Origin of the sequence: Amycolatopsis sp. NPDC051102 (genome assembly GCF_040682815.1) — a bacterium.
Classification (GTDB): Bacteria; Actinomycetota; Actinomycetes; order Mycobacteriales; family Pseudonocardiaceae; genus Amycolatopsis.
In genome coordinates this window covers 90,875-116,555 of record NZ_JBFBBT010000007.1, presented here as the reverse complement: position 1 = coordinate 116,555, position 25,681 = coordinate 90,875, and the positions used below count along the sequence as shown (strand labels likewise).

The following is a 25,681-nucleotide window of genomic DNA, read 5'->3' as shown; positions in this document are numbered from 1 at the left end:
CCCCCGTCGAATCAACCCACCCGCAGGGGCGCCCCCCCACTTTCAGTCTATCGGTCATCACCGACCGTGCCGGCTTGTGCGAACCTGGACCGGCGTAGTTGTCCACATTGATCGAGGGGTGTGGGCAACTCGCCCGAAGTCCGTGAAGGCCTGCTCGGCCATCCCGAGTGGCCTTCACGGACTTCCCTTCAAAAACTCTCGGCTGGTTGTCGATCCCGTCCGTCGCCGCTCGACGCAGGGGTGAAAGGGAACGATCGAGCCGAGAGGACCTCACCATGACCGCCACCATCGCCGCGCCGGCCGGTGCCGTACGGGCCGGGCGCCGGGAGTGGGCCGGGCTGGCCGTGCTGGCGCTGCCCACCCTGCTCGTCTCGCTGGACGTCTTCGTGCTCGTGCTCGCCCTGCCGAAGCTTGCCGTCAGCCTGCACGCCGACGGGACCGAACAACTGTGGATCATGGACACCTACGGCTTCATGGTCGCCGGGTTCATGGTCACCATGGGGACGCTCGGGGACCGGATCGGGCGGCGGAAACTGCTGCTCATCGGGGCCGCCGCCTTCGGGAGCGCCTCCGTCGTCGCCGCCTTCTCCACCAGTGCCGGCATGCTGATCGCCGCCCGGGCCGCGCTCGGGATCGCCGGGGCCACGCTCGCTCCGTCGACCCTCTCGCTCATCGGGACCCTGTTCGAAAACCCGCGGCAGCGGGCCGAAGCCATCGGGATCTGGGCCGGCTGCTTCTCCGTCGGGGCGATCGTCGGGCCGATGGTCGGCGGCTTCCTGCTCGAACACTTCTGGTGGGGTTCGGTCTTCCTGCTCGGCGTGCCCGCCATGGTGCTGCTGCTGGTCGTCGGGCCGAAGCTGCTGCCGGAATACCGCGACGAGACCGCCGGGCGGCTCGACCTGCCGAGCGTCGGCCTCTCCCTCGCCGCGATCCTGCCCACCGTCTACGGCGTCAAGGAACTCGCCCGCGACGGCGTCCGGACCGCTCCCGTCGTCGCCCTCGTCATCGGTGTCACCGTCGGCTACGTCTTCGTCAAGCGGCAGCGGACGCTCGACGACCCGCTGATCGACTTCAGCCTGTTCGCCGCGAAGGCGTTCCGCACCACGCTCGGCGGGATGCTGGTGTTCAGCATGCTCGGCGGCACCACGATGCTCTTCGTCGCGCAGTTCTTCCAGCTCGCCCAGCACCTGTCGCCGGTCGGGGCCGCGCTGGGGCTGCTGCCCGGGATGGCCTGCTCGACCGTCAGCTTCCTCGCCGCGCCCGTGCTCGCCCGCCGCGTGCGGCCCGGTGCGCTGATCGCCGGTGGCATCGCCCTCGCCGCGTCCGGGATGGTCGTCCTCGCGCTCGTCGACCCCGCCGCCGGGCCCGTGTGGCCGGCGCTCGGGTTCGCCGTGACGGCGCTGGGGGTCGGGCCGATGGTCGCCCTCGGCACCGACCTCGTCGTCGGGTCGGTTCCGGTGCGCAAGGCCGGCGCCGCCGCTTCGCTGGCCCAGACCGTCAACGAGTTCGGCTACGCCTTCGGCCTGGCGACCGTCGGCACGCTGGGCAACGCCGTCGTCCGTACCCACGGCCTGCCCGACGGGCTGCACGTCGTCGCCGGGCTCGCCGCCGTCGCCTTCGCCACCCTGATCTGGTTCGTCGCCCGGCACCTGCGGTCGATCCGGCCGCTGGCCGCCTGACGGGCGAAGACCTCCCCACCCGATGCCTGGGTGGGGAGGCCTTCTTGACGCCGGGGGCAGAGGGGCCCCGGCTAGCCGAACAGCCCGCGCCGCGGGTGGCGGACGACCAGCGAGCCGCCGTGCACGCGACCGGTCAGCACGTACCGCGGGTTGCCCATCCGCCCGTTGCTGCGGGTCTTGTCCTCCATCGCGCCGAACTTGACGTCGCTGATCGCGTTGAGGTCCACCGCGGCGTGCTCCGGGATGATGATCTCGACCGAGCCCCACTTGGCGTCCAGCTCGATGTGCACCACCGGCGACTGCACCTGGGCCTCGGTGAAGTCCAGCTTCGTGGAGCCGTACTTGTTGCGCACGACCAGCTCGGACGGCACCACCCACGGGCCGCCGCGGTGCAGCGACGAGTACTTCGCGTTCAGCTCGAACCGCTGCCCGGTCGAGTAGCCGCCGCCGTAACCCACCGGAGGCGCGTACGACGGAGCGGCAGCCATGGCTGCCGCCGGGTGGTAGAGGCCGGCGAGGTCGGCCAGCACCGCGTTCAGCTCGCCGCGGGTCCGCGACGCGAGCGCGCGGTCGGTGCGTTCGGTGAACTCGTCGAGGTCGATCATGCCGCGGCCGATCGCCTTCTGGAGCACACCGACGACGTGTTCCCGTTCGTCGTCCGACACCCGGAGATCGCGCTCGCCCAACGGCTTGGTTTCGGTCACCGGTTCCGCCGCCGCGGTCTCTTCCTCGCCCATGCCAACGATGGTAGAACCGGATTGCACCAGGGAGATCGGGGGAAAACCCTGAACGGACCCGTAGTCCGCGCGGCCGCCGCCGTCACGGCGCTGGTCCTGCTGTCCGCGTGCACCAACGCCGCACCCCCACCGCCGCCACCACCACCGGGGCCGCTGGCGGAACTCTCCGGCATCGAGGCGACCGGTGGCATCGGCGTCACCGCGCTGCTGCCGACCGTCGCCCCCACCCTGTTCGACGCCGACCGCGGCGCCGTGGCCACCGCGCCCGGCTACCCGGGGGGTGACGTCCGGCTGGACGTCGTGCGGGTCGGGAAGCACGTCGTCCTGATGGTCCGCCCGCCGTTCCCGCGAGAGGGCGAGCCCTCCGAGATCCTCGAGTACACCGGGCCGTCGAGCCCGCCGCGGTCGCTCGGCCGCGCCTGGTCGGCGGGGCCGGACGCCGGCGGCGAAGGCGTCTGGCTGATCCGGCAGGACGCGCCGGACGACTGCCGCCTCCAGCACGTCTCGTTCACCGCCGGCGAGCTCGGCCGCGGCCAGTCCGCCAGCTGCCGGACGCAGGTGCGGGCCGAGACCGCGCACGGTCTGCTGATCACCATCAACGCCGGTGCCGCCGAGTCGACCGACGCCCTGATCGAACCGGCGACCGGGCGCACGGTCCGGCAGGCGCCGCGCATCCTCGGTGCCGCCGGCGACTGGCTGCTGCTGGACGGCCTGACCGACCTCACCCTGGTCGACCTGCGGGACAACAGCAGCAAGAAGCTCAGCCGGCCGTCGATCGGCGCGGCACCCACCGTGGTGCCCTCGCGCGAAGGAGCGATCTGGGCCGTCGACTTCGCGAATGCCGCCTACCGCGGCACCAACACGCAGACGCGGGACATCTGGCTGCTCCGCCCGGACGGGCCGAGCTGGGACCACGCCCCGGGCATGCCGTTCGTCACCGAGCACCTCAGCCGCGGTGGCGGTTTCGACTGGTCGGACGCTGGTGACCTGGTGCTCGCCGACCGCGTCCTGGCCGCCTGGCACCCCGGCGAACCGCAGTGGCGCCTCAGCCGGGCCGCCCTGCCCGCCGGCAACTGGTCGGGCTTCGCGGTCCTCCGGTGAGGACTACTCCCCGTCGAGGCCGTGCTCGATCGCGTACCGGGCCAGCTCGACGCGGTTGTGCAGCTGCAGCTTCCGCAGCGTCGACTGGACGTGGTTCTCCACCGTCCGGTGCGACAGCACGAGCCGCTCGGCGATCTGCCGCGCGGTCAGCCCCTTCGCGACCAGGCGCAGGACGTCGGTTTCGCGCTCGGTCAGCCGGGGAGGCTCGGCGCCCGCGGTGTCCTCCCGCGACGCGTCGGCCATCCGCCGGTACTCACCGAGCACCAGCCCAGCCAGGCCCGCGGTGAACACCGGGTCGCCGGCGGCGGTGCGGTGGACGGCGTCGACGAGCTCCGCCGCGGACGCCGACTTGACCAGGTAGCCGGACGCGCCGGCCTTCACCGCCTCCAGGACGTCCTTGTGCTCGCCGCTCGCGGACAGCACCAGCACCTTCGTCGACGGCAGTGCCGCGGTGATCTCGCGGGTCGCGTCCACGCCCGAGGTGCTGCCCAGGTTCAGGTCCATCAGGACGACGTCCGGCAGCACGGTCCGGGCGATCCGCAGCGCCGCGCCGGCGTCCGGCGCGGTCGCCCGCACGTCGAAGCCGTGTTCGGTGAGGTCGCGGGCCACCCCGTCGCGCCAGATGGGGTGGTCGTCGACCACCATCACGGAGATCCGCGGCTCGTCGCTCATCTCGCACCCCTCGTGCTCGGCACCCTGACCTCCCACTCCGTGCCCCGGCCGGGCCCGGTGTCGAGGGTCGCGCTCCCGCCAAGGTCGCGGACCCGCCCCCGGATGGATTCCACCACGCCGAGGTGCCCGTCCGCGGCCGCTCGCTCGAGAACGCCGTCCGGTATGCCCGGTCCGTCGTCGCGGATGCTCACGACGACTTCGTTGCCGAGGTCCTCCAGCAGCACCCACGCCTGTGCGCCCGGGCCGGCGTGCTTCTCGACGTTCGCCAGTGCTTCGCGGGTCACGGCGACCAGCTCGCCGGTGACGTGCGCCGGCAGCTCGACGTCGTCGGCCGGGGCCGAGACCTGTATCGACGATGTCGCGAGCAGCTGCAGGGCGGCCCGCAGGCTCGTCCGGCCGCTGTCGTTCGGCCGCACCGGCTCGGTCGTCACCAGCGACCGCAGCGCGATTTCCTGCTCGCCGGCCAGCCGGGCCAGCTCCGCCGCTTCGCCGCCGACCTCGTTGCCGCGCTTGCGGACCCGGGCGAGCACCTGCAGCACGCTGTCGTGGATCGACCGCGCCAGCCGCTCGCGCTCGGCCGTCGCCGCTTCCTTCCGCAGCGCCTGCTCCAGCCGCGCCGCCGACCGGCGGGCCATCGTCGCCGCCATGCCGACCAGCAGGCCGGCCGCGGCGAGCAGGACGCCGTCGCGAGCGACGTCGAGGTCGAACTTCTGCCGCGCCAGCGCGGTCGCCACCCCGACGACCAGCCCCGCGAGCACCCCGCCGGCCGCGCCGAAGCGCGCGCCCGCGGCGACCGGCGCCACCGCCGCCCACACCGTGGTGATCAGCGGCACGTTCAGCGCGAACTGCGCGTCGCTGAGCACCCACGGCGACGTCATCAGCAGCCCGGTGCTCAGCACGAGGTCGAAGACGACCAGCGCCGGCGGCCGCGTCCGCTCGCGCAGGTAGAGGAAGCTGCTCACCACCGACCACACGGCCATCACGCCGAGGACCGCCCACGCCAGCCACTCGCGCCGGTACTGGCCGCTCTGCACGATCACCGTGGCGCAGGCGAACGCCCAGGTCAGCACGCGGAAGGCGAGCACGCCCCGCCACATCGGCGTGACCGGGTCGGGCGTCCTCCTGACGGTCACGGCTTCTTGTCGCGTTTCGGCGGCTCCGCCGTGGAGGAGCCGGCTTCGGCCTCGCCGACCGTCGCGAGTTCGGCCTTCGGCGACCCGGGCTCGGCGTCGTTCGGCTGGGCGGCCTGGTCCTTGAGGACGTTCACCTCGGCCGGGTCGGGGTTCGTTTCGTGCAGCAGCGAGCGGACCCCCGCGTTCAGCACGGCCAGCAGCGGCACCGCCAGCAGCGCGCCGGCGATCCCGGCCGCGACCAGGCCGGCGGTGATGGCGAGGACCACCGCGAGCGGGTGCAGCTTCACCGCCCGGCCCAGCAGCAGCGGCTGCAGGACGTGGCTTTCCAGCTGCATCACGCCGATCACGATGCCCAGCACGATCACCGCGCCGATGAACCCGTTGGTCACCAGGGCGATCAGCACGGCCACCCCGCCGGTGATGACGGCGCCGATGATCGGGATGAACGCGCCGATGAACACCAGCGTCGCCAGCGGGATCACCAGCGGCACACCCATGATCCACAGGCCGATACCGATGCCGACGGCGTCCACGACGGCCACCGCGGCGGTCGCCCGCACGTAGCTGACCAGCGACGCGAACCCGCGGCGGCCGGCGACGTCGACGCGGTTGCGGACCCGGCCGGGCACCGCGCGGACCAGGAACGTCCAGATCCCCTCGCCGCCGCTGAGGAAGAAGATCGTGATGAACAGCGTCAGCAGGAAGCCGGTGAGGATTTCGCCGACGGTGCTCGCCGTGGTCAGCGCGGTCGTCGTGATCGACGCCTGGTTGTTCTGGATGAACCCGATCGCCTGGTTGATGAAGTCCTGGATCTGCTCCTGGCGCAGGTGCGGCGGCCCGTTGAGCAGCCAGTTCTTGATCTGGTCGAGGCTCGCGTTCACCTGCTGCTGCAGCTGCGGCAGGCCGGAGGAGAACTGCGTGATGACGAACGTCAGCAGCCCGCCCAGCACGGCCAGCCCGGCGATCAGCACGATCGCCGTCGCCAGCCCGCGCGGGAACCGCACCGCCACCAGCTTCTGGACCGCCGGCGCGAGCAACGCCGAAACCAGCAGGGCGATGCCCAGCGGGATGACGACGACGGACAGGTAGCCGATCACCCACACCACGGCGTACAGGGCGGCGACCACCACGATGAACCGCCACGCCAGCGCCGCGCTGATGCGCAGGCCCCGGGGGATCAGCCCGGTGACGTCCTCGTGCTCCGGCAGGAACGGGTCTTCGCGTCGCGCGTGGGTCACTGGCTCACCGTAGCGGCTGGACCGCCCGATTCGGCCGCTTTCCGACGGCCGCGTCCGACACGCTTGACGGCCAGGCATGATCACCGAACGTCAAACCGGATTACACGGTGTGTCTTTCACACGATGGGGGCATCAAGCCGAGTCGGGGGTGCGCGGGGTGGCGCGGATTTGGTTAGGTCGCTTCCGCAACGGCATGTGGCCGGTCGAATACCCGATGCGAGGAGAACCCACCAGTGGCGAAGACCGCGACGAACGAGGGGCAGGGCGCCAAGCGCGCCGGCCGGCTCGTGTCGCGTGCGCTGCTGGTGCTCGGTGGCGCGGTGGCCGGCACGGCCGCCGCGTGGCTCGTTTCCGGCGCGGCCGCCTCCGCCGAGACCGTCGAGGTCGGCACCGCCTCCGTCACCCCGGTCAGCGACGCCACGGCGGGCAGCCTCGGCGACGTGAACCACGGTGCCGCGCACTTCGCGGGCGATGTCGCCGGCGGGGTCGCCCACACGGCCTGCCACCAGGACGCGACGACGTGGAGCGAGCCGCACCGCGCGTGCGACCGCACCCAGGCCGCCGACGTCGAGCGCGAGGTTTCCGAGCGCGTCGGCGGTTCGGTGGCGGACCTCGCCGACGACGCGGTGCTGAGCCCGGCGGAGCGCACCCTCGGCGCGTTCGAACACATCGCCCGCAAGCCCGAGGACACCCGCCAGGTCATCGAGCAGACCATCGCTCCCGAGCCGGCCAAGGACTTCGGCCACCACGTGTGGCAGCTGCTCGCCCCGGCCGGCCGGGGCACCCTGGTCCCGCTGCCCGGCCTCCCCGGGTCCGCCCCGGGCGGGGAACCGGTGACCCCGGGCGCCGGCCAGGTGGCCGGCACGCCCGCCGTCACCACTGTCGAACTTCCTGCCGCGTTGCGAGCCGCGCTCGCGACGCCGGCGGGCTCCCAGGCCGACGACGTCACCGGTGCCGCGGGCCACTTCCGCGACGGGCACCGTGACCTGCCGTCGCCGCTGACCCCGGCGCCGCTTCCGATCGCGCCGGCCGTCCCCACCGCCCCGGGTGGCACCACGGCCCCCGGTGGACACCTCGACGGTCTCAACTTCGGCGTCCCTTCCTGGACGACCAAAGCCGTCGACACCGCCGTCGCGGCGATGACCCGCGCCGGCCTGCGCCACTCGCTGCGCACCCCGGGCGAACAGCCCGGCGTCACTCCTGACTGAACACCTCCCTTCACGGGTCGCTGACGCGCCCACGTCCGTCCTTCGTTGACGGCGTCGCGTCCGCTCCATGCCCGTGACACGGCGGTGCGCCTTGGTGCGCCCGCACGAAGTCCATCCCCCTCGGTGCGGCTCGGACACATTTCGAATTTCGACGAGCGCACCCCCATAAGCCCGCAAGGGAACCCGAAATAAAGGAGAAAAACCCCATGCAGACGTGGGCAAAGCGCGGACTCCAGACCGCACTTGTCACGGGTGGGTTGCTGATGCTGGGTACCGGCATCGCTTCGGCCGACGAGAACGTCAACCCCGACACCCCGGCCTCCCCGCTCGACCTGAACGTCACGGCTCCGATCCAGGAAGCCAACAACGCGGTCGGCACCCCCTTCGGCCAGCTGGACCTGCCCGCCGGGCAGACGGAGCTGAGCACCAAGCCCGTCAGCAAGGCGCTGGACGAGGGCTCCCGGCACCTCGACTACTCGAGCCCGATCAACGACACCACCCTGGGCGGCGCGTCCCAGGCGGAGGGTGCGGGCGGCTTCACCCCGGGCCACAAGAACCTCAAGGGCAACAAGATCAGCGGCGACGTCGTCGTCCCGATCCAGATCGTGGACAACGCGATCGGCGCGGTCGGCGACGCGCACGTCAACGGCACCCAGCACCAGCAGTCCTGGGGCCACGACCACGACCTCAAGACGACGGGCCAGGACTCGAGCATCGCGGGCAACGCCGTGGTCCTCGACTGGGCCCTCCCCGTCCAGATCGCCGGGAACGGCGGCGGGGTCGCCGGCGGCACCGGCCGCGTGACCGGTGGGTCGGCCAGCCAGAGCACGACCGAGACCGGCGACATCGACACCAACGGCGACGGCTCGGCCCTCTCCGGCAACGTGGTGGCGGGCCAGTTCGCCACCCCGGTGCAGGTGACCGGCAACGCCGCTTCGTACCTGCTCGGCAACGGGCAGAGCCACGGCTACTCGGCCGACACCGTCGGGGCGTCCGGCGGTTCGCTGCTGAGCTCCGGCAACGCCGCCTCCGAGTCGGGCAACGTGGTCGGTGCGCCGATCGCCGTGCCGGTGAAGTTCAACTGCAACTCCGGTGCGGTGTGGGGCTCGCTGTCGAACTCCGAAGGCTGCGACAACTCGGCCGACGCCGCGGCAGGCAGTACCCGGAAGGCTCGCAGCGGCGTCCCGACCTACCTCCAGACCAGCGGCAACGAATCGTTCCTCTCCGGCAACGGCGGGGCCACCTCGCTGTCCCCGGTCGCGAACGTCGCGGGTGTGGCGGGCTCGTGGATCGGCAACTCCTCGGCGGGCCTCACCGACCCCGGCACTTCGTCCAGCACGGTCGACTCGGGTGGCTTCGTCAAGACCGCCGGTGACAACTCGAGCGGGTCGGGCAACGTCCTCAACCCGTCGCTCGGCCTGCCGGTCGAGGCCTTCGGCATCGGTGGCACCTACATCGGCCAGGCGAACGCCACGCACGACAACACGACCGACGTCAACGCGGGCAACGGCAGCTTCACCAAGGGCAACGGCGCCTTCCTCGGCGGCAACATCCTCAACACCCAGGCCGCGGGCGCGCCCGAGGTCTTCGGCATCGGCGGCAGCCACATCGGCAACGCGACCGGCACCGCGACCGAGGACAAGAAGGTCACCGCCGGGGCGTACGACGGCACGCAGGGCAACAACTCGTCCGGTTCGGGCAACCTCGTCCAGGTGCCGGTCGGGCTCCCCGCCGAGGTCTTCGGCATCGGCGGCTCGTTCATCGGCCAGGGCTCCGGCGCGGCCGAAGAGACCAAGGTCGTCTCCGGCGGCGGCGGTGGCAGCACCGTGGACGACGGCGGCTTCCTGAGCTCCAACCTCGGCACCGTCCCGGCGTCGCTGCCGGTGCAGGCCGCCAACATCGGTGGCGCCCTGATCGGCCAGGGCCACGGCAAGGGCTCGACCGACACGACGTCCAACGCGGGCGGTCCCGTCAAGGCCCACGGTCCCGGCGGAGCCGGCGCGGGCAACATCATCGAGGCCCCCGTCGCGCTGCCCGTGCAGGCGATGGGCACCGGCGCCGCGCTCGGCGGCATCGGCACCGGCGCGAACGACAACATCACCGACGCCACCGCGGGCGGCGACGCCGTGACCGACGGCCGCTTCGGCGCCCTGACCGGCAACATCGTGAAGGCCCCGATCGCGGGCGCCGGCTCGGTGTTCGGCGACGGGATCGCCGGTGGCGCGCTCGGCAACGGTGCCGGCACCAACGACGTCGAGTCGGCGGCGGGCGGCGACGCCACCACCAGCGGTGACCGCGGCAGTGTGGCCGGCAACATCGTCGGCGTGGACGCGCTGCCGGTGGCGCAGGTCTTCGGGGACGCCGTCAGCGCGGCGGGCGTCGCCAAGGGCGCCGGCATCAACATGACCGAGGTGAAGAACTCGGGCAACGACACCACCTCCGGTGTCGAGGGCGCGATGTCCGGCAACATCCTCGACCTGCCGGTGACCGCGATCGCGCAGCTGTTCGGCGACGCGGCGGCCGTGGCCGGCGTTTCGCACGCCGTCGGCGAAAACACGCTGGCCACGGAGAACGGCGGCAAGTCCGTGACCGGGGGCAACGGATCCTCCGTGTCGGGCAACGACCTGTACGGCGCGTTCGCGCTCCCGGTGCAGATCTACGGGGTGCCCCTCGAGCTGATCGGGGTCGCCACCGCGGAGGCGTCGAACCTGACGACCATCGACGACGACGAGAACCTCTTCCCGGCCGAGGGCTCGGAGCTGGGGGCTCGCCAGCTGCCGTCGCTGGCGGCGTTCCGCAGCGGGCTGCCCTCCCGGGGCCTGCCCTCGCTGAACGAACTGCTCGGCGGGCTGACCGGCAAGCTGCCGATCGCCGGGCTGACCGGTGGGCTGCCCTCGGTGCACGGCCTGATGAGCAACCTGCCGACGGCCGGGCTGCCGGTCCGGAGCCTGCCCGCCGTGAAGGACGTGGCCCGCAAGCTGCCGACCGCCGGGGTGTCCGCCGACGGCCTCCCCAAGCTGCCGACCACCGTCCCGGTGGGCGTCCAGCACGTCGGCGGCGCGCCGTCGGCGGCCAAGCAGGCGGCCCAGAAGGCGGCCGACCTGGCGAAGTCGCCGGCCGTGGGTCACCTCTCCAGCGCCCCGGCGCTGCCGAAGCCGGCCATGCCCGCCGCGCCGGCGCTGCCGGCCGCGGGTAAGGCCCTGCCGGGCCACAGCCAGCGTGCGGACCTGCCGGCTGCCGGCCTGCCCGCCCTGCCGGCGCTGCCCGCCGTGGGCGGTCTCCTGCCGGGGCACACCGAGCGTGCGGACCAGCCGGCCGCCGACCTGCCGCTCCTCGGTGGGCTCCTGTCGGCCACGGGTCTGCCGAAGCTGCCCGGCGTCGGTGGGCTCCTGCCGACCGGCGGCCTGCCTGCCCTGAGCGGGCTCCTGCCGGCGCACACCCAGCGTGCGGACCTGCCGGCTGCCGGCCTGCCCGCCCTGCCGGCGCTGCCCGCCGTGGGTGGTGTCCTGCCGGGCCAGACCCAGCGTGCGGACCTGCCCGCCGTTCCGGCGCTGCCGGCCACCCCGGCGCTGCCGGTCGCCCCGGCCGTCCCGGCCAAGCTGCCGGTGAGCGCCAAGCTGCCGGTGCTGGACAGCGTTCCGGCGATGTCGGGCCTGGACTCCACCGGCTTCCTCGCGAAGCTGCTGGGCCTGGTCAAGCGCAAGTAGTGCGGTGACGCCGGGCGGGTTCCGATCGGGAACCCGCCCGGCCCCCCAAGACCCCGCTGTCACGGCGGCCGGCGCTCCACCGCGCCGCGAGGGCGACCTCGCACGGAGCGCTCCGCCGACGCGACCGCGGATGCGGGTCCACCCGCGAACACCGAATAGCTCTCCTTCCCTGGAGACGAAGAGCCCCAGGAGCCGACACCGGCTCCTGGGGCTCGCTCGCGTTCGCGGGAGGTCAGGCGAACTGGAGGGACCGCTTCGCCAGGCCGTGCCAGAAGCCGTCGATCACCGTCCGGCCCGATCCCTCGTCCGAGGTGGCGCCGAGGGAGACGAACAGCGGCGCGAAGTGTTCGATCCGCGGGTGCGCGAGGGCCGCTGCGGGCGCCTTGTGCCGGAAGTCGAGCAGCGTGTCGACGTCGCCGCTGCGCAGGACTTCGTCACCCCAGTGGTCGAACTCGGCCGACCAGGCCGGCGGCGTCCCGTCGGTGGCGCGGGCCATGCCGCTCAGGTTGTGGGTGAAGAAGCCGCTGCCGATGATCAGCACGCCTTCGTCGCGCAACGGCGCGAGCTTGCGGCCGACGTCGAACAGCTCCCGCGGGTCGAGCGAGGGCATCGAGACCTGCAGCACCGGGATGTCGGCGTCCGGGTACATCTCGACCAGCGGCACGTAGGCGCCGTGGTCGAGGCCGCGCTCCGGCGCGTCGTGCACGGGCGTGTCTGGCGAGCGAAGCAGCTTACGCACCTTCGCCGCCAGCTCCGGTGCGCCGGGAGCCGCGTACTTCACCTGGTAGTAGCGCTCGGGGAAGCCCCAGAAGTCGTAGACGAGCGGCACCGTCGTAGTCGCCCCGATGGTCAGCGGCGCCTCCTCCCAGTGCGCCGACACGACCAGGATCGCGCGGGGCTTCGGGAGTTCGGCGGACCAGCCGGCGAGCTGGCGGGTCCACGTCGCGTCGTCGGCGAGCGGCGGGGCGCCGTGGCTGAGGTAGAGAACCGGGGTGCGGGTCATCGGGCGCTCCAATGATTGAAAATTCAACTACTAGAGTACCTGACGCCCGGGCGGCCCGGGATATTCCTCAGGCGGCTCCGAGGTTCGCGGCGCAGCGCTCCAGTGTCCGGATCGTCGTGCGGTAGTCGTCGTCGCTGACGCCCGCCATGCTCTTCGCGCGGAACGCCTTGATCCGGTCTTCGACGCGGGCGTGGGCTTCGCGGCCGTCGCCGGTCAAGGTGCCGTCCTCGGCGACCCAGCCGCGGCCGCGCAAATCGGCCACCTTCGGCGCCATCGAGCCTTCGCCGGCGACGAAGGGCGACATCGCCGCGTCGACCTCCTCCGGCGTGCGGGCGCCGAGGGCGATCGTGTTGAGTACCTGCCAATGCCGGCGGGTCAGGGACTCCGCCTCGAGCGTGTGGGCCATGGAGGATTCGAGGAGCTCGTGGAGGTGGCGCAGCCACCAGCCGAGGGGTTTCATGAGGACTCCGAGATGTCGATGAGCAACTACATGTAAAAGTACATGTAGTTGGGAGGTGGAGCAACCATGACGGACGCGGTGGCCGACGTCGAGCGCGCCATGATCGCGATCCGCCGCAGCCAGCAGCGGCGCGCCCTCAGCCGGATCGGCAAGGCCCGCGGCCGCGGCGCGCACGACCCGGTGTTCGAGCTGCTCGACGTCGTCGAAGAGCTCGCGGAGCGCGGGGAACCCAGCACGGTGACGGCGTTGAGCGCGGCGATGGGCGTCGACCAGCCGCGCGCCAGCCGGCTCGTGGCGCGCGCGGTCGAGCAAGGGCTGCTCCGCCGCGAAGCCGACCAGCGCGACGGACGGCGTGCGGTGCTGGTGCCGACCGAAGCCGGCCAGGCGCACCTCGACGAGCTGCACGCCTTCCGCCGCGGGGTGTTCGCGGAGGTGATGGCGGACTGGCCGGACGAGGACCGGGAGACCTTCGGCCGGCTCCTCACCGCGTTCGTCCGCGGGTACAGCGCCCTCGGTTAGTCGTGTGAGAGGTCGACGAACCGGCTGTAGTGCAGCTGGTGCGCGACGGTGATCGTCGCCGTCGGCCCGGCGCGGTGCTTCGCGATGATCAGGTCCGCCTCGCCCGCGCGCGGGTCGTCGCGCTCCCAGGCGTCCGGGCGGTTGACCAGGATGACGAGGTCGGCGTCCTGCTCCAGCGAGCCGGACTCACGCAGGTCGGACAGCATCGGGCGCTTGTCCGTGCGCTGTTCCGGACCACGGTTCAGCTGGCTGATCGCGATCACCGGGACCTCGATCTCCTTCGCCAGCAGCTTCATCTGCCGCGAGAACTCCGAGACCTCCTGCTGCCGCGACTCGACGCGCTTGCCGGACGTCATCAGCTGGAGGTAGTCGAGGACGACCAGCTTGAGGTCGTTGCGCTGCTTCAGCCGCCGCGCCTTGGCCCGGATCTCCATCATCGTCATGTTCGGCGAGTCGTCGACGAACAGCGGCGCCTCGGACACCTCGCTCATCCGGCGCGCCAGCCGCGTCCAGTCGTCGTCGGACATCTTGCCGCCGCGCATGTCGGCGAGGCGGATCTTCGCCTCGGCCGAGAGCATGCGCATGACGATCTCGGTGCGGCTCATTTCCAGCGAGAAGATGACGCTGGTCAGGCCGTGGCGGATCGACGCCGAGCGCGCGAAGTCCAGGCCGAGGGTCGACTTGCCGACACCGGGGCGGGCCGCGACGATGATCATCTGGCCGGGGTGCAGGCCGTTGGTCAGCTCGTCGAAGTCGGTGAAGCCGGTCGGGATGCCCTGGGACTGGCCGCCGCGCGAAGCGATCGCGTCGATCTCGTCCATCGTCGGCTGCAGCAGCTCTTCCAGCGCGACGTAGTCCTCGCTGGTGCGCCGCTCGGTGACGTCGTAGATCGCGGCCTGCGCGCGGTCGACCACCTCGTCGATGTTCGCGCCGTCGGCCGCGGCCGCGCCGTAGCCGTACTGCACGATCCGGGTACCCGCCTCGACCAGCCGGCGCAGCACCGCCTTCTCCGAGACGATCTCCGCGTAGTAACCCGCGTTCGCCGCCGTCGGCACCGTCGCGATCAGCGTGTGCAGGTAGGGCGCGCCGCCGACGCGGCCCAGTTCGCCGCGCCGCTCCAGCTCGGCCGACACCGTGATCGGGTCGGCCGGCTCGCCGCGGCCGTAGAGGTCGAGGATGCAGTCGTAGATCGCCTGGTGCGCGGGCCGGTAGAAGTCGTCGGGGCCGAGCGCTTCGATGACGTCGGCGACCGCGTCCTTGGACAGCAGCATGCCGCCGAGCACGGACTGCTCGGCCGCGATGTCCTGCGGCGGCTGGCGGTCGAACCCACCGCCACCCGGACCGGGGTCGCTCGGCCCCGGGTCGTTCTCCGCATACATCGGACTGCGGTCGTCGGTCAGCGCCACCGCCCCGGACACCTCCTCATTTGTCGAACACCTGTTCGAGTATGCCGGATCTTCGCTCTCGAAGCACGCGGCTGGATCCCGTGCTTTCGTCCCCCGGGCCTGTCCCCGATGATCGGTGACAACCTCGGCCGGCTGCCGCAGACACGCGGAGCGCCACCGTGAGTACAGGCCCGAGCGGGCACGCTAGATCCCCCGGAAGGCCGATGGCAATTCAGGGTGGGGACCCTTCTGTGGACAACCTGGGGATGAATGGGGGTAACCAATCACAGGTGGCGTGAGAGCTGTGGACAACTTGGGGACAAGCGTGATCGCCTTTGGTGAATCTGCTGGTCAGCGGCTGTGGACATGCTGTGGAGAACTTGCGGAAAACTCGTGCGGCGTGTCGCGCGAAGTCCGTCCTTCGGCGTGTCGTGGACCAGCCGAGACCCATTGGACCGTGCGGCCTGTGGATGAAAATCACAGAGAGTGGACGGGTAACCCGGTGGGCTGAACGGCCCGCTCGTCAGGCCGCGGTGAGCCGGCCCTGTGCGCTGCGTAACCGGTCGGCGAGAACGCGCTGGTCGGCCGGGGTGAAGGCGATCCGGTTCTCGCCACGTCCCGGAATCTCCTCGGTCAGCCATCGGCCTTCCGATGTATCGATGTAGTTCACCGGGCGTTCGATCCGGTGCCGCGCCCCGGTGCGGTTGCGGGCGGCGACGTAGAGGCTGCCGCTCCCCATCCGGCGCAACGCGAGAATCCGGCGGAGCTCGTCGGCCTCCTCCGCACCCTCGGCCGGGCGGTCGCTGCGGAGCACGGCGAACCCGCCTTCGTCACCGCGGGCGGTGCCTTCGAGCCGGCTCTTCGGCACCGCGATCGGCGTCCCGCGCCCGGGCGCCAGCTTGGGGATCTGGCCGAGGAAGTCGTCGAGCAGCTCGTGCGGCTTCGTCGACTCCAGCACGACGACGTCCAGCTCCTCGTGCTTGGCCAGCACGAACGCCTCGCCGCCCGCGGAGCCGGCGAGCAGCCGGTAGCTCACCGGCTTGCCCTGGAACCCGCCGTCGATCCAGCCGTAGTACTCCAGCTGCGGCCGGGCGATCGCCTCGACCGTCGCGACGAACCCGGGGTGCATGCCGCGCGGGCCGAACAGCCCGGCCTTGGCGAGCTCGGCGTTGGTCCGCTCGTCCTCGGCCCGCTGGGCTTCGTCGCTGTACCAGGCCGGCTTTTCGGCCAGCACCAGGTGCGGTTCGCCGCCCCGGCGCCGGATCAGGTTGATCAGGGTGCCGGTCGTGATGGTGACCTGCCTGTCCAGCACCGCTCTTCCCCCATGAAGCTCGAACCCGGTGAACCCGTGCGAGCCGGGCGCGCCCATCTTGGCACGCGCCCGGCCGTCCCGCGTGCGCTACTCGCCGATGACCGGCGGCGCGGTCAGCTCGTCGGTCCCGAAGATGTCGTTCGGGTCGTCGCCGAGCAGGTACTTCGAGGTCCGCTCCTCGTCGCCACCGCCCTGGCCCTTGGCGCCGCCGGGGTGCATACCGCCCATGCCGCCCATCCCGGAGGCACCGGCGCGGCCCGCTCCGGCGCCGCCCGCGCCGAGCGCACCACCCGCGGCGCCGGCGCCCATGCCGCCCCGGCCCGCGCCCGCACCGCCGGGCGTGGCCGCGCCGGTCGAGCCGCCGGGCCCGAAGCCCGCCCCGCCCGGCCCGAAGCCCGCCGACGGGTCGCCGATCCCGCTCGAGCCACCGGGGCCGAAGCCGCCGCCGGGAATCGAGAAGTCGCCCGCGCCACCCGCGCCACCCGAGCCGCTGGGCCCGAAGCCGCCGGCGCCGGGGATCTTCGGCGGGATGAAGCCCGACGAGTGGGTGCCGTCGCCGAAGTTCGGCGGGGTGTAGCTGCCGCCACCCGGGAGCTTCGACGGGTCGAAGTTCCCACCGGGCACCTGCGACGGGTCGAAGTTCGGCGGCTTGCCGGGGTCGAACCCCGGCACCTTCGACGGGTCGAAACCGCCGCCCGGCGTGTTCGGCTGCCCGGAGAAGGACGGCACCCCGCCCGGCCCCGGCATGTTCACGCCGCCGGGCACCGAACCGGTGCCGTTCGGGTTCCCGGTGCCGGTGTTGCCGTCGCCGCCCGGCTTCTTCTTGCCGTCCTTGCCGCCGTCCACGCTGACGTTTTCTTGCTGCCCCTGGAGCGCGGAGTACGTCGGCATCTTCTGGCCGTTGTCGTTGCTCGCCTTGTAGTAGGTGTTGAAGGCGTCGACGTTGGCCTGGCCCTTGGCGTTGTAGTCGCGGATCGCCCGGTCGGTGTCGGTCGTCCACGGCGTGATCGCGTTGAGCAGGTTGTTCTTCGGCGGGTCCTTCGGCACCTGCTGCACCTGCGCGTGCACCGTGGTGAACGCGTTGTGCTGCTCGCCGAGGTACTTGTCGGAATCGGTGAGCTTGGTGCCGGAGTCCTCCATCCACACCCGCAGCGGGTGGGCGCCGGCCTGCTGGGCCGCTTCGGAGCCGCCGCCCGTCCAGGCCGCGTCCATCTCCTTGGCCAGGTCGTCGATGGTGCCGAGACGTTCCTGGTAGGCGCCCTTCAGCCGGCTCGCCGCCGCCTGCCCGTTCTCGATCGAGCCGGGACCGGGGCCGGTGGTGATCTTCTCCCAGATGTCGTAGCAGTCGATCTTGCGGTCGCCCTGCACCGACGTGTGGTCGTCCGAATGCGTGGTCGCCATGTTGTAGGCGGCGAAACCGCCCAGCAGCACCAGTTCCAGCATCTCAGCCTCCCAGGGTGTGGATCATCGCCTCGCCGAACTTCATCGCCACCGGGCACGGGTCCGACGCGCCGGCGCCGTTGTCGTACTGGACCAGGATGTTGACCGCCAGCTGGTCGGTCACCGCGACGAACAGGCCGCACTTGCCGCTCTTGCGGTCGTCCACCGCGGCGGCGTAGACGCCCGGGTACCCGGCGGCCTGCGTCTCGCCCCAGTAGGCGTCGTTGGCCTTCGTGTCGTAGACGTCCTGGAGGCCGTTCTTGTTCGCCGTCACCGTGGTGACGTCGATCTGGTTGCCCGGGTCGGCGGCTTCCTGGAACGTGCAGCTCGGGCCGTTGCCGGTGGAGCGCGGCCGGCCCTCGCCGAGGCCCAGGTCGGAGCGCGCGGACGCCGACAGCGTCGCGCAGGCGTCCGACGTGATCGACCCGGTGTTCAGCGGGCTCGGCACGTGCGGGGCGGTGTCGGCGGTGGACCGAGGGGTGGTCTCGCTGCTCGAGTCCGTCACGGGCGCCGGGTTGGCGGTGCCCCGGGTCTTGCCGGCGCAGCCGGTGAGGGCGAGCACGGCGATGGCCAGCGCCGGGACGGCGATGAGTCGTCGGTTCACGTGGCCTGGTTCCCCGTCTTCGAAAGGTCGGCCTGCGTGTCCGACTCCTTGGTGGTGATCTTCTGCTTGGCGGCGGTGAGCGCGTCGATGTAGTTCTTGACGTACTCCTGCATCTTCTTGTTCTGCTCGAGGAACGCCTTGCCGGACGGGTTCGCGAGCTTCACCCAGTCGCTGCTCGCGAACTCCTTGCCGGGCGCCTTGACGTTCGCCATCAGGTTGGCGTCGTCGTAGTCGCGCTTCAGGTCGGCCTGCAGGTCCTGCCACTTCTTGATGACGCCGTCGATCTTGCCGGCGTCGAAGGTGAAGCCGCCGCTCCCGCCGGCCGGCGCGGACATGTTGACCTCGTTAGCCATGCGATCCCATCCCCTTCGCGTCCTCGGCCATTCTCCTCCGACGCCGCTTCGGTGTCCGAGGTTCCCCGGAATGCGTGAAGGCGGGCCACCCACCAGGGGTGACCCGCCTTCTCACGAAGCACTGCGTTACTGCGCGACGGCCTTGACCTCGAGCCGCACGTCGACCTTGACGTCCGGGTGCAGCCGGGCGCCGACCGAGTGCTTGCCCACGGTCTTGATGTGGTCGCGCAGCTCGATGACGCGCTTGTCGAGCAGCGGGCCACCGGCCGCCTTGATCGCGTCCACGATCTCGCCGGCGGTGATCGAACCGAAGAGCTTCTTCGAGCCCTCGGCCGCCTTGCCGGTGAGCTGGATGGCGCCGAGGCCCTCCAGCGTCGCCTTGATCTCCTTGGCGTGGTCGAGGTCGCGGATGCGACGGCTCTCCTGCGCGCGCTGGATCGTGCGGACGTTCTTCTCCGCGCCCTTGGAGGCCACGATCGCGTAGCCCCGCGGGAGCAGGTAGTTGCGCGCGTAGCCGTCCTTGACCTCGACGATGTCGCCGGGGCCGCCCAGGTTGGCCACGTCCGTGGTGAGGATGATCTTCGCCATGTCAGTGCCCTCCCTTAGCGCGCGGTCGAGGTGTAGGGCAGCAGCGCCATCTCGCGGGAGTTCTTGACCGCGATGGCGATGTCACGCTGGTGCTGGCTGCAGTTGCCGGTGACGCGACGGGCACGGATCTTGCCGCGGTCGGAGATGTACTTCCGCAGCAGGTTGGTGTCCTTGTAGTCGATCAGTTCCGGGCGGCCCTTCTTCTCGGCCTTGCAGAACACGCAGACCTTCTTCTTGGGCTTGCGGATGGGTGGCTTGGCCACTGTCTACTCCTGGTAATTCAAATCTGTGTGGATGTGTACGAGATCAGAAGGGAGGCTCGTCGGAGAAGCCGCCGCCACTGCTGCTCGCGGCCGGGGCGGAGCCCCACGGGTCGTCGGCCGGCATTCCGCCGCCACCGCCGCCGCGGTTTCCGCCGCCGCCACCGCCGCCGCCGAAGTCACCGCCGCCACCGCGGCTGACCTTGTTGACCTTGGCCGTGGCGTACCGCAGCGAGGGGCCGATCTCGTCGACCTCGAGCTCGACGACGGTCCGCTTCTCGCCTTCCTTGGTCTCGAACGACCGCTGCTTCAGGCGGCCCTGCACGACGACGCGGGCGCCGCGGGTCAGGGACTCGGCGACGTTCTCCGCCGCCTGCCGCCAGATGTTGCAGCGCAGGAACAGCGCCTCGCCGTCCTTCCACTCGCCCGACTGCTTGTCGAGCGTGCGCGGGGTGGACGCGACGGTGAAGTTCGCGACCGCCGCACCGGACGGGGTGAAGCGCAGTTCCGGGTCGGACGTCAGGTTGCCGACCACCGTGATGACGGTGTCTCCAGCCATCGGGGTTCCCCTCGGGCTCAGGCCTTGGCGGCAGCGGGCTTGGCCGCGGCGCGCTTGATCTCGCGGCGCATGACCTTGGTGCGGAGCACGGTCTCCTGCAGCGACAGCTGGCGGTCCAGCTCCTTCACCGCGTCCGAGGACGAGTTCAGGTCGAGCAGGGCGTAGATGCCCTCGGCGTGCTTCTTGATCTCGTACGAGAGGCGACGACGGCCCCAGACGTCGACCTTCTCCACGGAACCGCCCGAAGTGCGGATCACGTTGAGGAAGGTGTCCAGCGTCGGAGCGACCGTGCGCTCGTCGAGCGTGGGGTCCAGGATGACCATTACCTCGTAATGGCGTGACACAACCACTCACCTCCTATGGGCTCGCGGTCACGGACTGTCCGTGACAGGAGGGTTTGTCCAGGTAAGGCTACCTGGGGGCATCGAGGAGACCGGACAGTGGGGTCTTCTCCGGGGGTCAGGCCGCCCGGCGCAGCACCCAGGTGCGGACCAGCCCGGCGGTGACGCCGGCGAGCACGATCACCGCGATCAGCATGGGCAGCTGCACGTCGTTCGACGCGCTGTTCGAGGCCAGCGACTGCGCGTTGCCGGCGTCGCGGATGTCCGCGCTCTGGCCGCTCTGGTCGCCCACGCCCGCCTGGGGGGCCGACGCGTCACCGGGGAGGGTGCCGTTCGCCGGGTAGCGCACGCCGGGTGCGACGGCCGTGCCGGCGGTCGCCGTCGGGATGCCGCTGTAGTCGCGCATCGGGGCGCTGCCGCCCGTGCCGCCGGCGGTGCCGGGGTTGAGGTTCGAGAGGTTGCCCGACGCGCCGGGGGCGGTCCCGGTGCTGCCCTGCTGGGTGCCGGTGCCGCCCGCGCCCGGCTGAGCCGGGTTGCTCGGCGCCACGTAGTTGCTCGCGAGCAGCGTGAGGCCGCAGCCCTTGGCGACCGTGCTCTCCACGCTGTTCAGCGTCTTGTTCCAGTCGAGGCCGAGGCCCCACGTGCCGGAGGCGGCCAGCGCGGTGCGGACCGCCTTGCCGATCGCGGCACCGGTCGCTTCGCCGCCCGCCGTGTTCGGCACCTGGCCCACGAGGATCGAGTGGTTCTTGGCGATGGAATCGCCCGCCCAGCTGCCGATCGCGAGGGTGCCGGCGTTGTTCGCGCCGGTGGTGACGAGGGTCTTCACCGAAGCCCCGTCGATCGCCACCTGGTCGCCCATCTGCCCGGTGACCGAGCCCGTGCAGCTGTTGCTGACGAGTGTCGTCGTGGCGGAGGCCGTGCCCGCGGAGAGGAATGCGCCGCCGACCATGAACGCGGCAAGGGCGGTGACGGTCATGATCTTCCGCACGAGCATGTCCTCCAGGGAATTACGGGGGCGTCGTTCCGGGCAACACCAGGATGAACGACCGAGATACGTGAAAGATACTCGGCAGTTGGATCAATTCGCAGCGGCCATCCGGCGGAGCACCCAGGTGCGAACGAGACCCGCACTGACTCCGGAGAGTGCCAGAACCGCAATCAGCAGCGGCAGATTCGACCCGTTCGTGAAACCGTCCGATGCGGACGGTAGCGCTTCGGCCTGGCCTGCCGTCTGGATCCCGGAATTGCCGTCGGACGGGCCGGCCGGACCGGTGAGACCGTACTGCGGGGCGTAGCCGGGGATCTGGCTGCCGTACCGGATCGCCGGCGACGGCGTGAAGAGCCCGGCCGTCGCGAACGGGATGCCGCTGTAGTCGCGCATCGGCGCGTAGCCCGTGCCGAGGGTGAAGGGGAAGCCGCCGAACACCGGGGTGCTCGAGAATCCAGGGAGGAGCGGGCTGTTCGCGTCCGGGATCGGCGTCGCGCCGGCCGGGGTGCCGCCCTGCTGGGGTGCGCCCCCGGGCCCGCCCTGGGCCGGCGGCTGCTGCTGCGGGTTGCCGCCTGTGCCGGGCTGCGGCGACGACTGCTTGCCGCCCCCGCTCACCGCGGTCAGGCCCTGCTGGGCGCCGCTCGTCACGCTCTGGACGCCTTGGTTGATCGCGCTCGCCGCGGGCGCGCCGACCACCGGCACCGGCGAGACGACGGTGTTCACCACGTTCACGGTGACCTTGCAGACGGTGTTGAGCAGCCCGCTCACGGTGGTGGTCAGCACGGTGGTCGCCTGGGTGACGATGCCCAGGTCGATCAGGGGCAGGCCGAGCAGCGAGCCCTGGATGTGGTCACCCGGCTGGGCCGACACGGTGCTGCCGCACGGCACGGTCTTCGTGTCCGCGGAGGCGGTGCCTGGCATACCGAGCACGGCCGAACCCGCGAGGACGACCGCCGCCGCACCGACCGCTGTTGCCCTCCGTGTCCGATCCTGCATGCCCGCCACCCCTGGTCTCGTCGCCTGCTTACCAGTACAACGACGCTAAGGCAGCCGGGTGACGCCCGCTCGTTCAGAAATGTGCGGCATTCGGGTGGAAGCGGACGTCACCGTGCGTCAGGCCGGGGTGCGGCGGATCCAGGCCCGGACGAGAGCCGCCGCGACGATCGCCAGCGCCAGCACCGCGAGCAGCATCGGCAGCTTCGCCGGCGGGGTGACGCCGGGCAGCGCCTCCGCGGTGCCGGACTTCTGCTCGTCGACGGTCGGCGGGAGCTGCTGGCCCGGGATGACCTGGGCGATCACCGGCACCTGGACCAGGCTGCCCGGCAGCAGGGCGGCGTTGGTGAAGATGCCCGAGATCGCGTCACCCGGCAGGGTCGCGCTGCCTTGGCCGGTGACCACCGGGCCGATACTGCTGCCCGGCGGCGAGTTCGGCACCGGTGGAGTCGGGCCGGGCGGGTTCGGCGGGTTCGGGCCGGGCGGCGCGGGCTGGGGCGGGTTCGGCCCCGGCGGCGCGGGCGGGAGGGGCGGGATGGGCAGCGGCGGCAGATCCGCCGCCACGCCCTGCGTCAGGTTGCCGACGGCGTTGACCGTGCTCTGCGCGGCCGGGCAGACGCCCTTCGCCGTCAGGTCGCCGACCAGCGGCACCTGGCCGAGGCCGAGCGCCTTCACGGTGTCGCCGAGGGGCAGCGTGAGCAGCGGCGCCGAGCCGTTCGTGTTCCGCGAGCTCGAATCGAGGCCGACGGTGAGCCGGTTCGGGGCGTTCAGCGGGGCGCCGGCGTCCAGCACCAGGCCGGACGCGCTCCCCTGCTGCAGCGTGGCCTGGCAGCTCCCGCCGAGCGTGGGGTCGGGTGCGGCGCCCGCCACGCCGGGCGCGGCCAGCGCGGCCGTGGCGGCGAAGGTGAACCCCAGCGCGGTGACCCGGACGACGTGCTTCCCCATCGGTGTCCTCCGGCAGTCGGACCAAATTGGATCACGGAACGCGCTCACGGTACTCCACGAGCGTCACCAACCGGGCCCACCGGCCGGATCCGGGCTCCGGAGTAGCGTGCTCGGCATGCTGATTGGCGCCCATGTTCGTGACGACGACCCGTTGACCGCGGTCGCCGAGCGCAAAGCCGACGTCGTCCAGTTCTTCCTCTCCGACCCGCAGGGCTGGAAGGCACCGAAGCCGCACCCGCACGGCGAGGCCATCGCGGCCGACCCGGTCGAGGTGTTCATCCACTCGCCGTACCTGATCAACGTGGCTTCGCTGAACAACCGGATCCGGATCCCGTCGCGGAAGAACGTCACGCAGCACGCGGACGGCGCCGCCGCGATCGGCGCCAAGGGCCTGATCGTGCACGGCGGCCACGTCGGCGCGAACGACGACGTCGAGGCCGGCCTGGACAACTGGCGCAAGCTCTTCGAGCGCGAGCAGGAGAAGGGCGGCTTCAAGGTCCCGATCCTGATCGAGAACACCGCCGGCGGCGAGAACGCGATGACCCGCGACCTCGAGGTGATCGCCCGGTTGTGGGACAAGGTCGGCGAGTTCGGCGCCGGGTTCTGCCTGGACACCTGCCACGCGTTCGCCGCGGGCTGGGACCTCGCCACCGCCGTCGAAAAGGTCAAGGCCATCACCGGCCGGATCGACCTGGTGCACCTCAACAACTCCCGCGACGAGTTCGGCTCGACCCGCGACCGGCACGCGAACGTCATCGAGGGCGAGGGCACCATCGACCCCGAGGTCCTCGTCGGCGTCGCCCGGGCGGCGGGTGCCCCGGTCGTCGTGGAGACGCCGCCGGACGGCCAAGCCGCCGACATCGCCTACCTGCGCGAACAGCTCGGCTGACGGTTTAGACGACGACGGCCTTCCGGCGGCGCCGGGTGGCGTTCGGGATGATCACGTCCCGGGCGCCGTCGAGGAAGCCGCCGGCCGGGTCGTCGTCGCCACCGGCCCGGACCAGGTCGGCCGCCGGGCACCAGACCTCCCGGACCACCAGCACGCACAGGCCCACGACGGCGAGGTCGCGGACCACCACCGTGCCGAGGAACCAGCCTTCGGGCAGGCCCTTGTGGTCGATGCCGAGGTAGTAGAACATCCGCGGCACCCAGACGACGGCGTCGATCAGCATCCAGCCGAGCAGCAGCCGCCAGCGCGGGATGGCCAGCACGGCCAGCGGCACCAGCCACAGCGAGTACTGCGGGCTCCACACCTTGTTGGTGAGCAGGAACGCGGCCACCACGAGGAAGGCGAGCTGGCCGACGCGCGGCCGGCGCGGCGCGGCGAGCGCGAGGTAGGCGATCCCGGCGCAGCAGGCCAGGAACAGCACGGCCACCGTGATGTTCAGGTACGTCGGCGTCTGGTTCTTCTGCAGCACACCGTCGAATCCGGCCCAGCCGGTCGTGTACGAGAAGACGTTGTACAGCGAATCCGGGTCCATCGGCCGCAGCGTGCTCATCCGGAAGAACTCCCACCAGCCGCGGGTGGTGAACACGATGAACGGCGCGTTCACCGCCAGCCACGTCACGACGGCGGCGGCCGCGGTCTTCCAGAACGGCGTGAGCTTCCCCGCGCGCAGGCACAGCACGAACAGCACGCCGAGCAGGAAGAGCGGGTAGAGCTTGGCCGTCGCGCCGAGGCCGAGCAGCAGGCCGGCCAGCACCGGGCGGCGGCGGGCCCAGGCGAGCAGGCCGGTCGCGGTGAACGCGGTCGCGAGCGCGTCGAAGTTGGTGAAGGCGTGCACCAGCACCAGCGGCGAGATCGCCACCAGCACCATGTCCCACGGACGGCGTTTCGTCGTCCGGCCGGTCGCCCACACGGTGACCAGCCACGCGGCCGACAGGAAGAACGCCGTGATGTCGAAGTAGATCGCCACCGGCAGCGCGCCGGGGAGCCAGCCCGCCTCGGCGAGGTTCAGCCAGCCCGCGGCCAGCTTCGCGTTCACCCACTGGAAGAGGCCGGTGAGTACCGGGTACTCCATGTACCGGGTGTTGTCCTCGGCGGTCTGCGAGCTCTCCTTCCACGACGTGGCGTACGGGAAGGTGCCCGGCCGGTCGAGCCGCTCGGAGCCGTACAGCGGCACGATGTCGGAGTAGCACATCGCGACGAACGGGCGGCCCGCGCGCCAGTCGAGCTGGGTGGCGCCGCTGGAGTCCTGGTACTGCTGGATGCACGAGCCCTTGCCGAACCAGCACAGCATCAGCGCGAGCGTGGCCAGCAGCAGCCCGACGCGCTGGGGCGACCAGAACCAGTGCCTGCCGACCGCCGCGTGTTCACCGAGCGGTCCGCCGAGTGGTCTGGTGACCGCCGCCGCGAGGGGGTCGCTCCAGCTCGGGACGACCCGTTCCGCCCGGGTCAGCGTCACGGGTCCGCGCTCCGGCTCCCGCGTGGTCTCCTCTGGCACGAGCCGGATGGT

The 25,681-nt window shown here is 71.7% G+C and carries 25 protein-coding genes; 6 read left to right on the top strand and 19 right to left on the bottom strand.

What is annotated here, in order from left to right:
* Window positions 1–275 precede the first annotated feature (275 nt).
* Entirely contained in the window at window positions 276–1,679 is a 1,404-nt protein-coding gene (locus AB0M93_RS21395; RefSeq protein WP_364275917.1) for an MFS transporter, read from the top strand.
* A 71-nt stretch (window positions 1,680–1,750) separates the two neighbouring features.
* On the opposite strand, the gene AB0M93_RS21390 is transcribed toward AB0M93_RS21395, so the two are convergent.
* Window positions 1,751–2,416: a DUF1707 domain-containing protein gene (locus tag AB0M93_RS21390; protein ID WP_364275916.1), complete on the bottom strand. Its 666-nt coding sequence runs from the start codon at window positions 2,414–2,416 to the stop codon at window positions 1,751–1,753.
* Window positions 2,417–2,437: 21 nt separating this feature from the next.
* Here AB0M93_RS21390 and AB0M93_RS21385 point away from each other — a divergent pair, with 21 nt between their 5' ends.
* Window positions 2,438–3,517, top strand: a complete 1,080-nt coding sequence (locus AB0M93_RS21385; RefSeq protein WP_364275915.1) for a hypothetical protein — start codon at window positions 2,438–2,440, stop codon at window positions 3,515–3,517.
* A gap of 3 nt (window positions 3,518–3,520) precedes the next feature.
* On the opposite strand, the gene AB0M93_RS21380 is transcribed toward AB0M93_RS21385, so the two are convergent.
* From AB0M93_RS21380 to AB0M93_RS21370, 3 genes are read right to left on the bottom strand one after another with little or no spacing between them, the layout of a single operon-like run.
* The gene (locus AB0M93_RS21380) at window positions 3,521–4,189 is read right to left on the bottom strand and encodes a response regulator transcription factor (protein WP_364275914.1); all 669 of its coding nucleotides are present in this window, start codon (window positions 4,187–4,189) and stop codon (window positions 3,521–3,523) included.
* Window positions 4,186–5,322, bottom strand: coding sequence for a DUF5931 domain-containing protein (locus AB0M93_RS21375; RefSeq protein WP_364275913.1), 1,137 nt, complete (start codon window positions 5,320–5,322; stop codon window positions 4,186–4,188). The genes AB0M93_RS21380 and AB0M93_RS21375 overlap by 4 nt, the downstream gene beginning before the upstream one ends.
* A complete protein-coding gene (locus tag AB0M93_RS21370; RefSeq protein WP_364275912.1) occupies window positions 5,319–6,560 on the bottom strand; it encodes an AI-2E family transporter in 1,242 nt (413 codons plus the stop codon). Before AB0M93_RS21370 ends, AB0M93_RS21375 begins: the two co-directional genes overlap by 4 nt.
* Window positions 6,561–6,793: 233 nt before the next feature.
* Here AB0M93_RS21370 and AB0M93_RS21365 point away from each other — a divergent pair, with 233 nt between their 5' ends.
* A complete protein-coding gene (locus tag AB0M93_RS21365) occupies window positions 6,794–7,768 on the top strand; it encodes a hypothetical protein (protein WP_364275911.1) in 975 nt (324 codons plus the stop codon).
* 206 nt (window positions 7,769–7,974) lie between these two features.
* Window positions 7,975–11,475 carry a PE-PGRS family protein gene (locus AB0M93_RS21360; RefSeq protein WP_364275910.1) on the top strand — a complete coding sequence of 1,167 codons (3,501 nt, stop codon included), beginning with the start codon at window positions 7,975–7,977 and terminating at the stop codon, window positions 11,473–11,475.
* 232 nt (window positions 11,476–11,707) lie between these two features.
* On the opposite strand, the gene AB0M93_RS21355 is transcribed toward AB0M93_RS21360, so the two are convergent.
* Both AB0M93_RS21355 and AB0M93_RS21350 read right to left on the bottom strand, forming a co-directional pair.
* The gene (locus AB0M93_RS21355) at window positions 11,708–12,478 is read right to left on the bottom strand and encodes a class III extradiol ring-cleavage dioxygenase (protein WP_364275909.1); all 771 of its coding nucleotides are present in this window, start codon (window positions 12,476–12,478) and stop codon (window positions 11,708–11,710) included.
* A 67-nt stretch (window positions 12,479–12,545) separates the two neighbouring features.
* Entirely contained in the window at window positions 12,546–12,938 is a 393-nt protein-coding gene (locus AB0M93_RS21350) for a MarR family transcriptional regulator (protein WP_364275908.1), read from the bottom strand.
* Window positions 12,939–13,004: 66 nt separating this feature from the next.
* Between AB0M93_RS21350 and AB0M93_RS21345 the strand changes: the two genes are divergently transcribed.
* Window positions 13,005–13,457 carry a MarR family winged helix-turn-helix transcriptional regulator gene (locus AB0M93_RS21345; protein WP_364275907.1) on the top strand — a complete coding sequence of 151 codons (453 nt, stop codon included), beginning with the start codon at window positions 13,005–13,007 and terminating at the stop codon, window positions 13,455–13,457.
* Here AB0M93_RS21345 and dnaB read toward each other — a convergent pair.
* From dnaB to AB0M93_RS21285, 12 genes are all read right to left on the bottom strand, one after another.
* Window positions 13,454–14,863: a replicative DNA helicase gene (gene dnaB, locus AB0M93_RS21340; RefSeq protein ID WP_364275906.1), complete on the bottom strand. Its 1,410-nt coding sequence runs from the start codon at window positions 14,861–14,863 to the stop codon at window positions 13,454–13,456. The genes AB0M93_RS21345 and dnaB overlap by 4 nt on opposite strands.
* A 502-nt stretch (window positions 14,864–15,365) precedes the next feature.
* On the bottom strand, window positions 15,366–16,154 hold the full coding sequence (locus AB0M93_RS21335; RefSeq protein WP_364275905.1) for an ESX secretion-associated protein EspG: 789 nt from the start codon (window positions 16,152–16,154) through the stop codon (window positions 15,366–15,368).
* Between the two features lie 87 nt (window positions 16,155–16,241).
* Window positions 16,242–17,597 (bottom strand): hypothetical protein, encoded by a 1,356-nt coding sequence (locus AB0M93_RS21330; RefSeq protein WP_364275904.1) that lies wholly within the window; start codon window positions 17,595–17,597, stop codon window positions 16,242–16,244.
* Between the two features lies 1 nt (window position 17,598).
* Window positions 17,599–18,198, bottom strand: coding sequence for a DUF3558 domain-containing protein (locus AB0M93_RS21325; protein WP_364275903.1), 600 nt, complete (start codon window positions 18,196–18,198; stop codon window positions 17,599–17,601).
* Window positions 18,195–18,551: a hypothetical protein gene (locus tag AB0M93_RS21320; RefSeq protein ID WP_364275902.1), complete on the bottom strand. Its 357-nt coding sequence runs from the start codon at window positions 18,549–18,551 to the stop codon at window positions 18,195–18,197. Before AB0M93_RS21320 ends, AB0M93_RS21325 begins: the two co-directional genes overlap by 4 nt.
* Window positions 18,552–18,677: 126 nt before the next feature.
* Window positions 18,678–19,139, bottom strand: coding sequence for a 50S ribosomal protein L9 (rplI, locus tag AB0M93_RS21315; protein ID WP_003098743.1), 462 nt, complete (start codon window positions 19,137–19,139; stop codon window positions 18,678–18,680).
* A 14-nt stretch (window positions 19,140–19,153) separates the two neighbouring features.
* Complete coding sequence (gene rpsR, locus AB0M93_RS21310; RefSeq protein WP_003098744.1) at window positions 19,154–19,402, bottom strand: 30S ribosomal protein S18; 249 nt, start codon at window positions 19,400–19,402, stop codon at window positions 19,154–19,156.
* A 43-nt stretch (window positions 19,403–19,445) separates the two neighbouring features.
* Entirely contained in the window at window positions 19,446–19,958 is a 513-nt protein-coding gene (locus AB0M93_RS21305; protein ID WP_364275901.1) for a single-stranded DNA-binding protein, read from the bottom strand.
* A gap of 17 nt (window positions 19,959–19,975) precedes the next feature.
* Window positions 19,976–20,302, bottom strand: coding sequence for a 30S ribosomal protein S6 (rpsF, locus tag AB0M93_RS21300; RefSeq protein WP_364275900.1), 327 nt, complete (start codon window positions 20,300–20,302; stop codon window positions 19,976–19,978).
* Window positions 20,303–20,417: 115 nt separating this feature from the next.
* Window positions 20,418–21,293, bottom strand: coding sequence for a hypothetical protein (locus AB0M93_RS21295; protein ID WP_364275899.1), 876 nt, complete (start codon window positions 21,291–21,293; stop codon window positions 20,418–20,420).
* Window positions 21,294–21,377: 84 nt separating this feature from the next.
* Entirely contained in the window at window positions 21,378–22,283 is a 906-nt protein-coding gene (locus tag AB0M93_RS21290) for a hypothetical protein (RefSeq protein WP_364275898.1), read from the bottom strand.
* A 117-nt stretch (window positions 22,284–22,400) separates the two neighbouring features.
* Window positions 22,401–23,225: a hypothetical protein gene (locus tag AB0M93_RS21285; protein WP_364275897.1), complete on the bottom strand. Its 825-nt coding sequence runs from the start codon at window positions 23,223–23,225 to the stop codon at window positions 22,401–22,403.
* 115 nt (window positions 23,226–23,340) lie between these two features.
* Between AB0M93_RS21285 and AB0M93_RS21280 the strand changes: the two genes are divergently transcribed.
* Window positions 23,341–24,114: a deoxyribonuclease IV gene (locus AB0M93_RS21280; protein ID WP_364275896.1), complete on the top strand. Its 774-nt coding sequence runs from the start codon at window positions 23,341–23,343 to the stop codon at window positions 24,112–24,114.
* Window positions 24,115–24,118: 4 nt separating this feature from the next.
* Here the strand turns inward: AB0M93_RS21280 and AB0M93_RS21275 are convergent, their stop codons facing one another.
* Entirely contained in the window at window positions 24,119–25,669 is a 1,551-nt protein-coding gene (locus AB0M93_RS21275; protein WP_364275895.1) for a glycosyltransferase 87 family protein, read from the bottom strand.
* Between the last annotated feature and the right edge of the window lie 12 nt (window positions 25,670–25,681).